The sequence below is a fragment of the Sutcliffiella halmapala genome, assembly GCF_002019665.1.
GTDB classification, from domain to species: Bacteria; Bacillota; Bacilli; order Bacillales; family Bacillaceae_I; genus Sutcliffiella_A; species Sutcliffiella_A halmapala.
This window is the reverse complement of the sequence record NZ_KV917375.1, coordinates 4,343,096-4,359,997: the sequence shown is the minus strand read 5'-3', so window position 1 is coordinate 4,359,997 and position 16,902 is coordinate 4,343,096. Positions and strand designations below refer to the sequence as shown.

The window sequence follows — 16,902 nt, the reverse complement described above, 5'->3', positions numbered from 1 at the left end:
ATTTGGTATTATAAAATAAGAACGTATGTTTGTATAGGCGGTGGGAAATATGCAATATTTAAGTCAAAGGTTGTTGGAAGGGTTAAACCCGATGCAACAAGAAGCGGTAAGAAAAACCGATGGACCGTTACTAATCATGGCGGGCGCAGGAAGTGGAAAAACGAAAGTACTAACGCATCGTATTGCTTATTTAATGGTGGAAAAGGAAGTTGCACCATGGAATATTTTAGCGATTACGTTTACCAATAAAGCGGCACGAGAAATGAAAGAGCGAGTGCAGGTTTTACTAGGACCTGCTGCAGAAGATATTTGGATTTCGACGTTTCACTCGATGTGTGTTCGGATTTTGCGAAGAGATATTGACCGAATTGGTATGAATCGTAATTTTACTATCTTAGACACAACAGATCAGCTTTCGGTTATTAAAAATATTTTAAAAGATAGAAATATGGACCCGAAAAAATTCGAGCCTCGCACGATTCTAGGGACGATCAGCTCTGCAAAAAATGAGCTAGTGACTCCAGAGGAATTTGCAAACCAACCATTAGGGCATTATGAGCAAAACGTAAGTGATATCTATACGGATTACCAAAAGCGCTTAAAGAAAAATCAAGCGCTAGATTTTGACGATTTAATTATGACAACCATTCATTTATTTAAGCGTGTGCCTGAAGTATTAGAGTACTATCAACGTAAATTTCAATATATTCATGTGGATGAGTATCAGGATACAAATCGTGCGCAATATACGTTAGTGAAAATGCTTGCTGATCGACTTAAAAACCTCTGTGTTGTAGGGGATTCAGATCAGTCTATTTATCGCTGGCGTGGAGCAGATATTGCCAATATCTTATCCTTTGAAAAAGATTACCCGAATGCAGAAGTAGTTCTTTTAGAACAAAATTACCGATCGACAAAACGTATTCTTGAAGCGGCAAATCGAGTAATTGAGCACAATATAAGCAGAAAGCCAAAGAATCTATGGACGGAGAATTCGGAAGGGCAGAAAATTCTTTATTATCAAGCGGATTCTGAGAGATCAGAAGCGCAATTTGTTGTAGGGAAAATGAGAGAAATCCTTCAAAAGAATCCGAAAAGAAAGCTTTCCGAATTTGCTATTCTTTATCGGACCAATGCACAATCTCGTGTGATGGAGGAAATGCTTTTAATGTCTAATATCAACTACTCCATCGTAGGCGGCACGAAGTTCTATGATCGCAAAGAAATTAAAGATATCCTGGCCTATTTGCGATTAATTGCAAATCCAGATGACGATATTAGTCTTGCGCGTATTGTAAACGTTCCGAAACGTGGAATTGGAGCAACAACTGTTGATAAAATTGCGAATTACGCGAACCAGCATGATATATCGCTATTTCAAGCACTGGCTGAAATCGATTTAATAGGAGTTAGTGGTCGTGCTACTGCTGCATTAAAAGAATTCCGCACATTAATTGATAATTATGTCCAAATGCAAGAATACATCTCTGTGACAGAGCTTGTAGAGGAAATTCTTGATAAATCAGGCTATCGTGAAATGCTTAAAGCAGACAAAACGATCGAATCTCAAAGCCGTTTAGAAAACATAGATGAGTTTTTATCTGTTACGAAGAACTTCGAAGAGAAATATGACGATAAGAGTCTACTGGCATTTTTAACGGATTTAGCACTTGTTGCTGACATAGATAAATTAGATGAAGAAGATGAGTCACAACAAGAAGCAGTAATTTTAATGACGCTTCATGCAGCCAAAGGGCTAGAGTTTCCGGTTGTCTTCCTAATTGGTTTAGAGGAAGGGGTATTTCCTCATAGTCGCTCTTTATTTGAAGAAGCAGAAATGGAAGAAGAACGTCGCCTTGCTTATGTAGGAATTACCCGCGCCGAGGAAGAACTTTTCATTACAAATGCTCAGATGAGAACATTGTTTGGTCGAACTAATATGAACCCTCCTTCTCGTTTCATAAAAGAAATACCAGAAGACTTGCTAGAGAATTATGTGAAGCAAGAAATGAAAGCATCATCTAGACCGACACCATTTGGTGGAAGATCAACATTTGGAGGACAAAAGAGCACTACTACTGCTCAACCTCAACGCCGAGCAACCTCTGTAAACCGAGGCTTAACTGCGACAGGCGGAGAAAGTTTGGATTGGAATGTTGGAGACAAGGCAGAACACAAAAAATGGGGAACCGGTACTGTCGTTAGTGTAAAAGGAGAAGGCGACAATAAAGAACTAGACATCGCCTTTCCTAGTCCAACTGGGGTAAAAAGACTACTAGCGAAATTTGCCCCGGTTTCGAAAGTTTAAATTTGTATGATATAGAAATTCGCACCATGGATGATAAAAATGGGGAATGTCCAAGTATCCCCGTCCCCCCTGTAGATTGAAGTGGAGGGTGTGAGACTCCTGCGGGAAGTAGCGTTTTGTGGAGACCCCGCAGGAGCGCCAGCGACGAGGAGGCTCCACAAGCGCCCCGCGGAAAGCGAACACCTGCAACGGAGATCAACAGGGCGTTTAACAGACAATCTGCCTATTTTCAGGGGAGCTTAGTAATAAGAAAAGATCAGCCTTAAATGAAGAAAGGAAGACCAAATATGGAAAGAGATACAGCTGAAAAAAGGGTTCGAGAACTGCATGGTATACTTAACCAATACAACTATGAGTATCATGTACTGGATAAACCCTCTGTTTCGGACGCAGAATACGATTCTCTTTTACAAGAGCTCTTTACTTTAGAAAAAGATTATCCAGAACTACAAACCTCTGACTCACCTACACAAAGAGTGGGAGGAAATATATTAGATATGTTTAACAAGGTGGAGCATCTTACCCCGATGCTTAGCCTTGGTAATGCTTTTAATGAACAGGATTTACGAGACTTTGATCGCCGTGCAAGACAGGCAGTAGGAGAAGAAGTCACATATGTGTGTGAATTGAAGATAGATGGCTTAGCCGTTTCACTTCGTTATGAAAATGGATTATTTGTACAAGGTGCAACTCGTGGGGATGGGACAACTGGAGAAGACATAACGATGAACTTAAAAACGATTCGTTCCATTCCTCTTCGCCTTAAAGAACCAGTAACGATTGAAGTCCGTGGAGAAGCGTTTATGCCAAAAAGGTCGTTTGAATTGCTGAATGAAGCGAAGTTAGAGCGGGAGGAAGAGCCGTTTGCAAATCCTCGAAATGCTGCAGCAGGCTCATTGCGTCAATTAGACCCTAAAATTGCTGCACGACGTAATTTAGATGTATATGTATATAGCTTAGCTGATGCGGGTGAAACAGGCATCGACTCCCATAGTGAAGCGTTGAACTTCTTAGAGGAAATAGGATTTAAAACCAACAAAGAGAGAAAAAAATGTTCAACTATAGATGAAGTCATTGAATATATTTCGGCATGGCACACAAAACGTCCGGATCTTTCGTATGATATAGATGGAATTGTCATAAAAGTAGACGAAACAGAGCATCAAGAGCAGCTAGGCTTTACGGCGAAGAGTCCAAGATGGGCTATAGCTTATAAATTCCCGGCAGAAGAAGTGGCAACAAGACTATTAAGCATTGAATTAAATATAGGAAGAACTGGTGTAGTAACACCAACTGCGGTACTAGAACCTGTCCGTGTTGCGGGTACAACGGTTCAGCGAGCATCCTTACATAACGAGGATTTAATTCGCGAAAAGGATATAAAACTAGGTGACTATGTTATTGTAAAAAAAGCAGGCGATATTATTCCTGAGGTTGTGAATGTGTTAGTAGAAAAACGCACAGGAGAAGAGCAGGATTTTCATATGCCTACTCATTGTCCTGAGTGTGAAAGTGAACTTGTACGAATTGAAGGTGAAGTGGCACTGCGCTGTATCAACCCGAAATGTCCAGCACAGATTCGAGAAGGCCTAATTCACTTTGTTTCTAGAAATGCCATGAATATTGATGGTTTAGGCGAAAAGGTAATCGCTCAACTATTCCGTGAGAGCTTGATTGAAGATGTTGCGGACTTGTACAAGCTAACAAAGGAACAACTACTTGAGTTAGAAAGAATGGGCGAGAAGTCTGCTGATAACTTAATAAGTGCAATTTTAAAAACAAAAGAGAACTCTTTAGAGCGTCTATTGTTTGGACTTGGAATTCGCTTGGTTGGAGCAAAAGCTGCAAAAACGTTAGCGCAAGAATTTGAACATATGGATCGGGTAGCAAGTCTTACTCAAGAGGAATTAACTGCAGTTCACGAAATTGGCGACAAAATGGCGAATTCTATTGTGACATATTTTGAACAGCCTGAGGTAGAAGAATTGCTTCAGGAATTAAAAGATGCCGGTGTAAATATGGAATATAAAGGTCCGAAGAAGGTTATTGCTGACGAGGTAGATTCTTATTTTGCTGGAAAAACCATCGTGCTAACTGGAAAGTATGAGGAACTGTCTCGTAACGATGCAAAAGCAGCTATTGAGCAATTAGGTGGTAAGGTTACAGGGAGTGTTAGTAAAAATACACATTTAGTTATTGCTGGAGAAGAGGCAGGATCCAAGCTATCGAAAGCACAAGAGTTAGGGATTGAAGTATGGAATGAAGCGCAAATGCTCGAAGAAATACGATCATAAGAGGTGTTGGAAGGTGAATAGATTTTTGTCGATTCTCCTTGTATTTTCTCTTTTTGCCGCGGGCTGTGTTCCGGGCTTTGAGAAAGAAGAAGAAGTAATACAAGATCCAGGGGAACAAGAAACGATGGAAAAGGCGATTGTTCCCAGATATAAAATTTCTGATGATTATTATCAAACCATTCTCCCATTCAAAGCGGGGCAAACTCGAGGTCAAGTAGTCGCACGCTTAAATAGTAGAGTGGATGTAGCAGAGTTAGAAACAGGTCTTATGCGCTTAGCTCAAGGACCATTCTCTTCTGATAAATTTTTGTATCAAGAAGGGCAGTATATTGATCGAGACACCATTCGAAGTTGGTTAGCAAGAGAATTAACTCCTGAACAATTAGAGGAAAAAAAGAAAGAAGAAAAAGATGAAGATTATCCGAATATAGGTTTAAATCCACCTTTTATACAAGGGGAAACAACGGAAAAAACGAATGAAAATAGTCCGATCTATCTTGCGCATATTTTAGAGCAGAATTATTTAGTTCACAAAGATGACGGGACGGTGGAACTGGGTGGGATTTCCATCGGGGTTGCGCTAAATTCTGTCCATTATTATAATCTTGAAGCGAGTGCAGGTGGCTTTCCAAGAGAGTATAATATTGATGATGAGGAACTAGAGCAAGCCGGAAGAGAGATCGCTGAAAAGATTGTGCAAAGAGTTCGTGGAATGGATGGCTTAAGTAATGTGCCAATAGTGATTGGTTTGTTTAAACAAAGTCCGGCAACATCCATTGTACCGGGGAACTTTATTGCAAAGGCTGAAATCTCATCAGGTGACACATCCTTAAATTGGGACGCGTTAAATGAAGAATATCATCTGTTCCCGTCCACAGATGCTTCAGAAGCATATCGTGACGATGCGGTAAGATTTGATAGATTTAAATTAGCTATCGATGATTATTTTCCTAATCATACAGGGATTATTGCAAAAGGATATTATCGCGACGAGGATTTACAGCAATTAACCATCGAAGTGAATATGGATTTTTACGGTAAAGCAGAGTTAATTGGCTTTACACAGTATGTGACAGGACTTGTAATGGAGCATTATCCAAATTATATTAATCTACAACTATCCATTTCTTCAATAAACGGCCAAGAAGCCTTAATTGTAAGAGACGCTGGAGCGGAAAAGCCATTTGTTCATATTTATTAAAAGGAAACCTGCTATCTTAAGATAGTGGGTTTTTTCTTTATAGAGTAAGGAAGTAAAAAATGCTCCATGGTTGATGAAAAAGGAGAATGTCAAATATCCCCGTCTCCCCTGTAGATTGAAGTGGAAGGTGTGAGACTCCTGCGGGAAGTAGCGTTTTGTGGAGACCCCGCAGGAGCGATAGCGACGAGGAGGCTCCACAAGCGCCCCGCGGAAAGCGAACACCTGCAGCGGAAATCAACAGGGTGTTTAACAGGTACCCTACCTATTTTAGGGTAGACTTAAACAAAATAATGAATTCCAACAATTAAATAAAACAATTTGAAAGAACAACATGTATAAGGTAGAATGGAAATTGTGTGCAAGCGCTTAGAATGCAAAGGAGGCGAATGTAATGGTATTACCTTACAAACATGAACCATTTACAGATTTCACTAATGAGGAAAACAAACAAGCTTATTTAGAGGGCTTGAAACTTGTGAACTCATATTTAGGACAAGATTATGACCTAGTAATTGGAGGAGAACGCGTTACGACTGAGGATAAAATCGTATCGGTAAACCCTGCAAATAAAGAAGAAGTTATTGGTCGTGTCTCAAAAGCTGATCGTGAATTAGCGGAGAAGGCAATGCAAGTTGCAGATGAAACGTTCCAAACATGGCGTAAAGTTAAGCCAGAAGTAAGAGCAGACATCTTGTTCCGTGCCGCAGCAATTATTCGTCGTCGTAAACATGAATTCTCTGCATTATTAACGAAAGAAGCGGGTAAACCTTGGAATGAAGCAGATGCTGATACAGCAGAAGCTATTGATTTCCTAGAGTTCTATGCTCGTCAAATGCTAAAATTAAAAGACGGTATGCCTGTAGAAAGCCGTGTAGGCGAATATAACCGTTATAACTATATTCCACTAGGTGTAGGAGTTATTATCTCACCTTGGAACTTCCCATTTGCAATTATGGCTGGTACAGCAGTAGCGGCGATTGTAACTGGAAACACTGTTTTATTAAAGCCAGCATCTACAACTCCTATCGTAGCTGCTAAATTTGTAGAAGTAATGGAAGAGGCAGGCTTACCAGCAGGAGTATTAAACTTCGTACCTGGAAGCGGAGCAGAGGTTGGAGACTACTTAGTTGATCACCCTCGTACTCGTTTCATTTCTTTCACAGGTTCTCGTGACGTAGGTCTAAGAATCTATGAGCGTGCATCTAAAGTAAACCCTGGCCAAATCTGGTTAAAACGCGTTATCGCAGAAATGGGTGGAAAAGATACGATTGTGGTAGATAAAGAAGGCGATTTAGAATTAGCTGCTCAATCTATCGTGAAATCTGCATTTGGTTTCTCAGGACAAAAATGTTCTGCTTGTTCACGTGCAGTTATCGTAGAAGATGTATATGATCAAGTACTGAACCGTGCAGTAGAATTAACAAAAGAATTAACTGTTGGCAATCCAACTGATCCATCTTTTTACATGGGTCCAGTTATTGACCAAGCAGCATTTGATAAAGTAATGAAATATGTTGGAATTGGAAAAGAAGAAGGACGTATCTTAGCTGGTGGAGAAGGAGACGACTCTAAGGGATACTTCGTTCAACCAACGATTGTTGCAGACGTAGACCCGAAAGGTCGCTTAATGCAAGAAGAAATCTTCGGACCAGTTGTGGCATTCTCGAAAGCAAAAGACTTCGATCATGCGCTTGAAATTGCGAACAACACGGATTACGGCTTAACTGGAGCGGTTATTACAAATAATCGTGACCATATTGAAAAAGCACGTGAAGACTTCCATGTTGGTAACCTATACTTCAACCGTGGGTGTACTGGTGCGATCGTTGGATACCAACCATTTGGTGGTTTCAATATGTCAGGAACTGACTCAAAAGCAGGCGGACCTGATTATCTATTACTTCACTTACAAGCGAAAACAACTTCTGAAACTTTATAATATTAAAGTATGTAGGAAAGTTGGTAATGGAAAGAAGCTGGCGGTATAATGCCAGCTTCTTTTTTTAGGTTCGAACATCTAAGCAATTTCAAAGCTCAATGTTGGTTTTTGGCGGGACTTAATCGTCACTTTATACACAACTCTAGTGTACAATCCCGCCTGAGGGTATTCTTTTAGTATAGAAATAATTAAACAAACGTTTGATTAACGATTAATCATATTATAGATGACTCAAGGGATGCAGAGGTCAGACCTCTAATTAACTTTTTAAAATACTATTGTAAACTACTTATTCTGTTTATTTAGCAAAAAAAAGAGAGAGCCAGTCGGCTCCCTCTTTCAAATTGAAGACTATTTGCTCTGCTCTTCTATTAATGTTTTCTCCATTTTTTCAAATGTATCCACTACATCTTTGTTTGGAGAGCTTGTTAAAATACTAACAACAATAACTGCAATGAAACTGAAAGTAAATCCTGGTATCATTTCATACATGAATTTACTTAAAACTAGGCCGTTTATTTCAAGTTTAGAATTTATCCAGAATAATACGGTTCCCGAACCAACAAGCATCCCCGCTAAAGCACCCCATTGATTCATGCGTTTCCAGAATAAGCTCAAGAGGATAATCGGCCCAAATGCCGCTCCGAATCCTGCCCAGGCATTCCCAACTAGATTTAAGATGGAATTTCTTGGTGTATAAGAAAGCATAAGTGCGACAACCGAGACGATAATAACTGAAATTCTACCTGTTAACACTAGCTCTTTATCGGAAGCTTGGCGACGGAAGAATGCTTTATAAAAGTCCTCTGTCAAGGCACTGGAGGTGACGAGTAATTGAGAAGAAATAGTACTCATAATCGCTGCTAAAATGGCAGCCAGTAGGAATCCAGTGATTAATGGATGAAATAAGATGTTAGAGAAAACAATGAAAATGGTCTCCTCATTTTCTAACGGTATCCCGGTTTGAGAAACGTAAGCAATCCCTACTAGACCTGTCAACATTGCTCCACCAATTGAAATAATCATCCAGCTCATTCCGATTCGACGAGCAGCTTTGAAATCCTTGATTGATTTAATTGCCATAAATCTTACAATGATGTGAGGTTGTCCGAAATATCCAAGCCCCCATGCGAGTAAAGAAACAATGCCAAGGAAGGTTGTTCCTGTAAAGAAATTAAGGTAATTAGGGTTTATCTCCCTAATTTCGGTAAAGGTAGGACCAATTCCGCCTAATTCCATGATTGCTACAATTGGAACAAGTACTAAAGCGATTAACATAATTATTCCTTGCGCAAGATCCGTCAAGCTTACACCTAAAAATCCACCAAAAACGGTATAACCAATAACTACTGCAGCTACAACAAATAGCCCCATTTTATAATCTAAATTAAAAGCGCTCTCAAAAAGTAACCCACCAGAAACAAAACCTGCAGATGTATAAAGAGTAAAGAAAATAATGATAACAATTGCAGACACGAAACGAAGAATTCGTGTATGATCATAAAAACGATTTTCTAAATAATCAGGAATGGTAATAGAGTCATTTGCCACTTCAGTGTAAGTACGTAAGCGAGGTGCTAAAATAATATAGTTTAAATATGCACCGATAGTTAGTCCTACTGCTATCCAAATGCTTGAAATGCCGCTAATATACATAGCTCCTGGTAGCCCCATTAACATCCAACCACTCATATCAGAAGCACCAGCTGATAAAGCCGTTACAGTAGGTCCTAATTGACGCCCACCGAGCATATAGCCTGATAAATCATCTGTAGACTTCCTATATGCATAATATCCTATCCCTAGCATTCCAATGAAATAAATAGCTAGCGATATAAAAGTTCCCGTTTCCACACTATCAACTCCTAATTCTCTCATTTTTCAACAATTTCGGCGCCCAAAATTGCTCTCATACCGGTTACGAGTATTTAAGCTAACAAAGTATTCGCCTTAATTCAAGGGAAGGTAGCTACTTTCAATAAGAAGATAAGTGTTGTATCCCTTGAGGCTTAGGGCTTAGGTTAGAATTGAATAGAAAATGAAATAAAACTATTCTAAATTTTCTAACGAGAAATATTCCTGCAAACTACTCGCATTTTAGTACTGTTTTCCAGTCTACATCACTAAATACTTTCCCCGAAATACAGCATAAATATCGAGTATTTTACAAAATGCAAAGCTGAAAAATCCAGAAAGCACTTTTAAAATATAAACCGAAATGATAACTATCGCAATACAAAAATTCTTTTATCAATTTTTATCAAAGTATAGCTAGATATGGAAAGAAAACCCTTACAAGAAATGAAGAAGATTCAAAACGTGTATTATTATTGTGAAGAATTATTTAAGGTACTATGCCTCGCTATTGCTTGAGAGGGGTAAAGTTTAGTATGATAAATATATTGTGCAAGTTTCGATATTTTGCGGAGGTGAAAGAGGATGTCCCGTATTTCTAAGGATCAAGTTAAGCACGTTGCTCATTTGGCACGTCTAGCAATTAGTGAAGAGGAAGCTGAAATGTTTACAAGTCAGTTAGATGCTATTATTTCATTTGCAGAGCAGCTAAATGAATTAGATACAGACCATGTTCAACCAACTACTCATGTCCTTCATATGAAGAATGTTATGAGAGAAGATGTACCAAAAGAAGGTTTACCAGTGGAAGAGGTATTAAAGAACGCACCAGATCAAAAGGGTGGACAAGTTCGCGTACCAACAATTTTAGAATAGTAAGGAGGGAAACCCATGTCATTGTTTGATAAAAAGTTATCGGAATTACATACTCTTTTACATAAAAAAGAAATTACCGTTACAGATTTAGTTGATACATCTTACAAACGCATCAGCGAAGTAGATGATAAAGTTCAAGCATTTCTAACACTTGATGAGGAAAATGCTCGTAAACAAGCAAAAGTATTAGATGAGGCACTTGGTTTAGAAAAAGAACACGGGCTATTATTCGGCCTACCTATTGGAGTAAAGGATAATATCGTAACAAAAGGAATTCGTACGACATGTGCAAGTAAAATCTTAGGAAACTTTGATCCTATCTATGATGCTACTGTTGTAGAAAAATTAAAGAAATCCGAAACTGTTACAATCGGAAAAATAAACATGGATGAGTTCGCAATGGGTTCTTCTAACGAAAACTCCGCATTTGCAGCAACTCGTAACCCATGGGATTTAGACCGTGTACCTGGTGGTTCTAGTGGTGGTTCAGCAGCAGCAGTAGCAGCAGGAGAGGTATTCTTCTCTTTAGGTTCTGATACTGGTGGTTCCATCCGTCAGCCAGCAGCATTTTGTGGAGTGGTTGGATTAAAGCCTACATATGGTCGCGTATCACGTTATGGCTTAGTTGCATTTGCATCTTCTTTAGACCAAATCGGTCCAATCACACGTACAGTAGAGGACAATGCGTACTTACTACAAGCGATTTCTGGTATTGATCCAATGGATTCTACTTCAGCCAATGCAGAAGTTCCAGACTTTTTATCTAGCTTAACTGGAGATATCAAAGGTCTAAAAATTGGTGTGCCAAAAGAATACCTTGGAGAAGGTGTAACTGAAGAGGTACGTCAATCTATTTTAGATGCACTAAAAGTATTAGAAGGACTAGGTGCAACATGGGAAGAGGTATCTTTACCACACTCCAAATACGCTCTAGCGACTTACTATTTACTATCATCTTCTGAAGCTTCAGCAAACCTAGCTCGTTTTGACGGTGTGCGTTACGGCTATCGTACAGATAATGCGAAGAACCTTATTGACATGTACAAGCAGACACGTAGTGAAGGCTTCGGACCGGAAGTGAAGCGTCGAATCATGCTTGGAACATACGCATTAAGCGCTGGTCACTATGACGCGTATTATATTAAAGCGCAAAAGGTTCGTACATTAATCAAACAAGACTTTGAAAATGTATTTGAAAAATATGATGTAATCGTTGGACCAACAACGCCAACTCCTGCCTTTAAAGTAGGCGAGAAAACAAAAGATCCATTAACGATGTATGCGAACGATATTTTAACGATCCCAGTAAACCTTGCGGGAGTACCAGGAATTTCGGTACCAGCAGGATTTGTAGACGGACTTCCAGTCGGCTTACAAATTATCGGAAAGCATTTCGATGAAAGCACTATTTACCGCGTTGCCCATGCATTTGAGCAAGCAACCGACCATCATAAACAAAAACCACAACTGTAAGGGGTGAGACGATGAACTTTGAAACGATTATTGGTCTAGAAGTACACGTAGAGTTAAAAACGAGATCGAAAATTTTCTCCGCAAGTCCAACTGAGTTTGGCGCGGATCCCAACACACAAACAAGCGTAATCGACTTAGGTTACCCGGGTGTGCTACCAGTATTAAACAAGCAAGCTGTGGAATTTGCGATGAAAGCTGCAATGGCACTAAATTGTGAAATCGCAACGGATACAAAATTTGACCGTAAAAACTATTTCTATCCAGACAATCCGAAAGCATATCAAATTTCCCAGTTTGATAAACCAATCGGAGAAAATGGTTGGATTGAAATCGAAGTAAACGGCGAGAAGAAACGCATCGGAATCACTCGTCTTCACCTAGAAGAGGATGCGGGGAAACTTATGCATACAGGCGACGGCTATTCCCTTGTGGATTTTAACCGCCAAGGTACACCGCTTATCGAGATCGTTTCTGAGCCCGATATGCGTACACCGGAAGAAGCGTATGCATACTTAGAAAAATTAAAATCAATCATTCAATATACAGGCGTTTCTGATTGTAAAATGGAGGAAGGATCCCTTCGTTGTGATGCGAATATTTCCCTTCGTCCAGTAGGACAAGAGAAGTTCGGTACAAAGGCTGAGCTGAAAAACCTTAACTCCTTCAACTTTGTTCAAAAAGGTTTAGAGCATGAGGTTGTTCGTCAAGAGAAGGTTCTTTTATCTGGAGGAATTATCCAACAAGAAACACGTCGTTACGATGAGTCAACAAAAGAAACTGTCCTAATGCGTGTGAAAGAAGGATCAGACGACTATCGTTACTTTCCAGAGCCAGATTTAGTAGCACTTCATATTGATGATGAGTGGATGGAACGCGTTCGTGCGGATATTCCAGCACTTCCGGATGAGCGTAAGCGCCGTTATGTAGAAGAGCTAGGCTTACCTGCTTATGATGCACACGTGCTAACGTTAACAAAAGAAATGTCCGATTTCTTTAACGGTACAGTAGAAGCTGGTGCTGATGCGAAGCTTGCCTCTAACTGGTTAATGGGTGAGGTTTCTGCTTACTTGAATGCCGAGCAAAAAGAATTAGAAGATACTGCACTAACAGCTGAAGGCCTTGCAGGTATGATTAAGCTGCTAGAAAAAGGCACGATTTCTTCTAAGATTGCGAAGAAAGTATTCAAGGAGCTTATCGAAAACGGTGGCGACGCAGAGAAAATTGTAAAAGACAAAGGGCTTGTACAAATCTCTGATGAAGGAACACTACGTACAATTGTTACAGAAACTCTTGATGCGAACCCTCAATCCATTGAAGACTTTAAAAATGGGAAAGATCGTGCAATCGGCTTCCTAGTAGGCCAAATCATGAAAGCAACAAAAGGACAAGCAAACCCTCCATTAGTTAACAAGCTGTTACTTGAGGAGATTAAGAAACGATAATAGTACTAAGAAGAACCGAAATACGGGTTCTTTCTATAGAAAAGAGCATTCATTTTTTATGAATGCTCTTTCTTTTGAAAAGACTGTCTGTAGCGGCTAAAATTCGCGCACATCGTCCATGTATTCTTCTAAGGTTAACCCATTATTATAAATCTCCGTAGCAATCTCTACTCCAACATAGCGGAAATGCCAAGGCTCAAAGGCGTAGCCGGTAATGTTTGTTTTTCCTTTTGGATAGCGCAAAATAAATCCATAGTGATGGGCATTTTCAGCTAGCCATTTGCCTTCTGGGGTATTTTCAAAGCTCTCGACCAATTCTAACTTCACACTTTTGGCGGTGATATCCATGGTAAGTCCGGTTTGGTGCTCACTCGTACCAGGCCGAGCAACATACAGAACTGCTTGTTCATATCCAAAGGTTGCAATTTCATTTTGAAAAATGGCTACTTGTGTTTCATAAGATCGAAAGCCAGAACGTGCGTATAGCTCCAGACTATCGTTAAGAGCACCGGCAAACATCATCTCTAAAGATTGAGCGGCTTCTTCGCGTAGTTTAGCTCGATCACTATTTTCATTGCCAAAAGAGAACGGCACATTAGGGCGAATTAAATCTGGTGGACGATACCCTTCTGGCAAGGCCCAAAATTTGTTAACCATCACGTTAATTGCAGTAGGATTGGCGACTACAGGGATTGCTTCTTCTTCATGTTGTTCTGAGGGCGTGATAGGTCCTTCTGCTTGAGGAGGTTTTTCTTCTGTAACAGAGTCTCCGTCAACCACAGTCCCATCCTCCTCCTTCTTTAGAAATATTTCTAAACGTTCTTTATCATAAGAGAGATTAGTAAGCTCTGTTGATTTAGCAGGGTGAGGTGTACTAATTAAGACAGGGGTTTCTACTGACCATTTTTCAAAGGAACTACATCCAACAAGCAAACTAATACTTGTCGTTCCAATTATTATTTTTTTTAGCATTATCAATGGTTTTCCTCTCAATCTTGGTTTATTATGGAAGAGGTGTTGTTAATTATTAGTATATTTCTGAATGTTCTTCTTCTATTTTACATCTTCCAATCCTTTTACAAAAGATAAGTATAATAAATATAATTTTTGCTATTTTTTGAAACTTATTAGGGACTTGGGACGTATATAATAGTGGAAAAAGAAATGGAGGAGATGTTTAGTAAACGGTTCATGGAATTGGGGATGCAGAATACCCTGTAGAAAGCCGCGCGGCAAGACTAATCTATAGAAAAAGGAACGATTGCTTATGACTATGCTCGGAATGGATATGGTATCTCTCTATTTTTGGGGGCTCATTATTTTTGGAAGCTTAACACTAATTTATATTTTGCTATCTGATATTGTAGATGGGATTTTCGAAGTAATACCTATAGATCCAGCACTTATCCTTTCATTCTTCACAGTGTTTAGTGCATCAGGGTATTTATTTGAAAAATTCTCTCCTTTTGCAGGATGGCTAGTGTTAGGGATTGCTACCATAATTTCTATCATACTTGTCACTTTGCTACATGTGTTTATTTTTGTACCGATTCGTTCTGCTGAAGCTTCTCTCGGTTACTCTGATGAAGATTTAAAAGGAAAGATTGCGAAGGTAATCATTTCGATTCCACAGGATGGGTTCGGGGAGATTGTTCTAACCATAGGCGGGAGTACCGTTTCTAAATCAGCACAGAGTTTTGAAAATGAACCCATTCCATATGAAACGGAAGTACTAATCATCGATGTCCAAAAAGGGGTCGTTTTTGTTACCCCATATGAAAAAGTTTTAGAATCTTATAATCAATAGGAGGAATCGCACATGGTATTTGGAGAAATTGCTATCATTATTGCAGTAGTCGCTATTCTAATCTTCGCCCTTGTTGTTGTCTTTATTGCTCGCTACAAAACAGCGGGTCCAGATGAAGCCTTAATTATTACTGGTAGTTACTTAGGCGGGAAAAATGTACACGTTGATGAATCAGGAAACAAGATTAAGATTGTTCGAGGTGGCGGTGCGTTCATCGTTCCGGTATTCCAACAATCAGATCCATTAAGCTTACTATCTAAAAAGCTAGATGTTCGTACTCCAGAAGTTTACACGGAGCAAGGTGTTCCGGTTATGGCTGACGGTACAGCGATTATCAAAATCGGTAACTCAATCGGTGATATCGCAACAGCAGCTGAGCAATTTTTAGGTAAGATAAAAGAAGACATGGAAAATGAAGCACGTGAAGTACTTGAAGGTCACTTACGATCTATTTTAGGATCGATGACAGTGGAAGAGATTTATAAGAATCGTGAAAAATTCTCTCAAGAAGTACAACGTGTCGCATCTCAGGATTTAGCGAAAATGGGATTAATCATTGTTTCCTTCACAATTCGTGACATCCGTGATAGCAATGGATACTTAGAATCACTTGGTAAACCACGTATCGCACAAGTAAAGCGTGATGCTGATATTGCAACTGCAGAAGCAGATAAAGAAACTCGTATTAAGCGTGCGGAAGCTTCTAAAGATGCGCAACGTGCTGAGTTAGAGCGTGCGACTGAAATCGCGGAAGCGGAAAAAGAAAATCAAATGAAAATTGCGGAATACCGCAGAGAGCAAGATATCGCCAAAGCCCGTGCTGACCAAGCGTATCATTTAGAGGAAGCGCGTGCTAAGCAAGAAGTAACCGAGCAGCAAATGCAGGTTCAAATCATTGAGCGTCAAAAGCAAATTGAGTTAGAAGAAAAAGAGATCTTACGTCGTGAGCGTCAATATGACTCCGAAGTAAAGAAAAAAGCCGATGCAGACCGTTACTCCGTAGAACAAGCAGCAGCAGCGGATAAAGCGAAGCAAATTGCAGAAGCAGATGCCAACAAGTACCGCATTGAAGCAATGGCAAAAGCGGAAGCGGAAAAAATCCGTATTGATGGTATTGCAAAAGCCGATGCGCAAAGAGCACAAGGGGAATCAGAAGCAGAAGTTATTCGTCTAAAAGGTCTTGCAGAAGCAGAAGCGAAACAAAAAATCGCAGAAGCATTCGAACAGTTCGGTCAAGCAGCAACTCTAGACATGATCATCAAAATGCTTCCTGAATATGCGAAGCAAATTGCAGCTCCACTTGGTAACATTGATAAGATTACAGTTGTAGACACTGGCGGTAATGGTGAAAACGGCGGTGCAAACAAAGTAACAGGATACGCAACAAACCTAATGTCAACCCTACAAGAAACACTAAAAGCATCATCCGGGATTGACGTAAAAGAACTAATCGAAAACTTCTCAGGTAAAGCAAACGTGCGTCACAGCATCGACAGCCTAACCAACGAACTAGCAACAAAAAACAAAGATAGCAAAGAAAAACAAGAAAACAAAGTCGAAGCATAATAAAAATTGGTCTTTTGGGGTCAGGCCCCAGCAGGAATTCGCTACTTTATGTAGTACTGCTGGGGTCTGCCTTTTTATGTTGGAAGAAGTTTGGGATATGGAAGAGTTTAATGTAGGAGGACTAAGGGAGATTGGAAAGTGA

General features: G+C 39.7%; 11 protein-coding genes. 9 read left to right on the top strand and 2 right to left on the bottom strand.

Annotated elements, in window-relative coordinates:
- Nucleotides 1–49: 49 nt before the first annotated feature.
- From pcrA to pruA, 4 genes are all read left to right on the top strand, one after another.
- Nucleotides 50–2,308 (top strand): DNA helicase PcrA, encoded by a 2,259-nt coding sequence (pcrA, locus tag BK580_RS21330; protein WP_078382284.1) that lies wholly within the window; start codon nucleotides 50–52, stop codon nucleotides 2,306–2,308.
- 287 nt (nucleotides 2,309–2,595) lie between these two features.
- Nucleotides 2,596–4,602: an NAD-dependent DNA ligase LigA gene (gene ligA, locus BK580_RS21325; protein ID WP_078382283.1), complete on the top strand. Its 2,007-nt coding sequence runs from the start codon at nucleotides 2,596–2,598 to the stop codon at nucleotides 4,600–4,602.
- 13 nt (nucleotides 4,603–4,615) lie between these two features.
- Complete coding sequence (locus tag BK580_RS21320) at nucleotides 4,616–5,803, top strand: CamS family sex pheromone protein (protein WP_235864088.1); 1,188 nt, start codon at nucleotides 4,616–4,618, stop codon at nucleotides 5,801–5,803.
- Between the two features lie 391 nt (nucleotides 5,804–6,194).
- Nucleotides 6,195–7,742: an L-glutamate gamma-semialdehyde dehydrogenase gene (gene pruA / locus BK580_RS21315; RefSeq protein WP_078382282.1), complete on the top strand. Its 1,548-nt coding sequence runs from the start codon at nucleotides 6,195–6,197 to the stop codon at nucleotides 7,740–7,742.
- 351 nt (nucleotides 7,743–8,093) lie between these two features.
- Here pruA and putP read toward each other — a convergent pair whose 3' ends face one another.
- The gene (putP, locus tag BK580_RS21310; protein WP_078382281.1) at nucleotides 8,094–9,596 is read right to left on the bottom strand and encodes a sodium/proline symporter PutP; all 1,503 of its coding nucleotides are present in this window, start codon (nucleotides 9,594–9,596) and stop codon (nucleotides 8,094–8,096) included.
- 585 nt (nucleotides 9,597–10,181) lie between these two features.
- Between putP and gatC the strand changes: the two genes are divergently transcribed.
- Genes gatC through gatB form a run of 3 tightly spaced genes read left to right on the top strand, consistent with a single transcriptional unit; the run spans nucleotide 10,182 to nucleotide 13,387 of the window.
- On the top strand, nucleotides 10,182–10,472 hold the full coding sequence (gene gatC, locus BK580_RS21305; protein ID WP_078382280.1) for an Asp-tRNA(Asn)/Glu-tRNA(Gln) amidotransferase subunit GatC: 291 nt from the start codon (nucleotides 10,182–10,184) through the stop codon (nucleotides 10,470–10,472).
- Nucleotides 10,473–10,487: 15 nt separating this feature from the next.
- Nucleotides 10,488–11,945 carry an Asp-tRNA(Asn)/Glu-tRNA(Gln) amidotransferase subunit GatA gene (gene gatA, locus BK580_RS21300; protein ID WP_078382279.1) on the top strand — a complete coding sequence of 486 codons (1,458 nt, stop codon included), beginning with the start codon at nucleotides 10,488–10,490 and terminating at the stop codon, nucleotides 11,943–11,945.
- 11 nt (nucleotides 11,946–11,956) lie between these two features.
- A complete protein-coding gene (gene gatB, locus BK580_RS21295) occupies nucleotides 11,957–13,387 on the top strand; it encodes an Asp-tRNA(Asn)/Glu-tRNA(Gln) amidotransferase subunit GatB (protein WP_078382278.1) in 1,431 nt (476 codons plus the stop codon).
- Nucleotides 13,388–13,483: 96 nt separating this feature from the next.
- On the opposite strand, the gene BK580_RS21290 is transcribed toward gatB, so the two are convergent.
- Complete coding sequence (locus BK580_RS21290) at nucleotides 13,484–14,359, bottom strand: M15 family metallopeptidase (protein ID WP_078382277.1); 876 nt, start codon at nucleotides 14,357–14,359, stop codon at nucleotides 13,484–13,486.
- Nucleotides 14,360–14,654: 295 nt separating this feature from the next.
- On the opposite strand from BK580_RS21290, the gene BK580_RS21285 reads away from it, so the two are divergent.
- Together BK580_RS21285 and BK580_RS21280 are read left to right on the top strand one after the other, a co-directional pair.
- The gene (locus tag BK580_RS21285) at nucleotides 14,655–15,194 is read left to right on the top strand and encodes an NfeD family membrane protein (protein ID WP_078382276.1); all 540 of its coding nucleotides are present in this window, start codon (nucleotides 14,655–14,657) and stop codon (nucleotides 15,192–15,194) included.
- 12 nt (nucleotides 15,195–15,206) lie between these two features.
- A complete protein-coding gene (locus BK580_RS21280) occupies nucleotides 15,207–16,760 on the top strand; it encodes a flotillin lipid rafts scaffold protein FloT (RefSeq protein ID WP_078382275.1) in 1,554 nt (517 codons plus the stop codon).
- The last annotated feature ends 142 nt before the right edge of the window (nucleotides 16,761–16,902 follow it).